Here is a 502-nt window from a genome sequence, read left to right on the forward strand (position 1 = left end):
CTGTCGGACAGGATGGGGATGTTCAGGCACTGCAGCTTGTTCCTGTCAGCAGTGGAGCTCATGGTGTTGCCCCAGCCAGAGACTTTGCACATGGTGCCGGCGGCGGCACAGCTGGAGGGCAGAGCCACGGGCTGCACGTACTGGTTGAGGGTGGCAGGCTTGCTCAGCTTGATCAGCATGATGTCGTTGTCAATGTTGTAGGAGCTGTAGTTTGGGTGGCGGATGACACGAGAGGAGGAGATGAACTGCTCCGTGCCCTCGTTGACCCTGATGTTGTGCTCGCCAAGACGCACTTCAACACGTGACTTGTAGCAGTGAGCTGCAGACACCACCCAGTTCTCATTGACCAGGGAGCCTCCGCAGAAGTGGTACCCAGAGTTCAGAGACACCTGGTGAGGCTGGGAGTAGGGCGTGCACTCATACCCTCCGACGATCTTGTCGTCCTCCGTGGCAAAAGCAGCTCCGATGAGCAGAAGAAAGACCAGAGACCTCATGGTTGCTG

Annotated in this window: 1 protein-coding gene; it reads right to left on the minus strand. The window is 57.8% G+C overall.

The window, feature by feature from the left end; translation table 11 throughout:
• The coding region (locus tag NUW87_RS12025) for a serine protease (protein WP_269028694.1) at positions 1 to 502 on the minus strand (502 nt) is incomplete at both ends.

Source organism: Corynebacterium pilbarense (assembly GCF_026930265.1).
GTDB classification, from domain to species: Bacteria; Actinomycetota; Actinomycetes; order Mycobacteriales; family Mycobacteriaceae; genus Corynebacterium; species Corynebacterium pilbarense.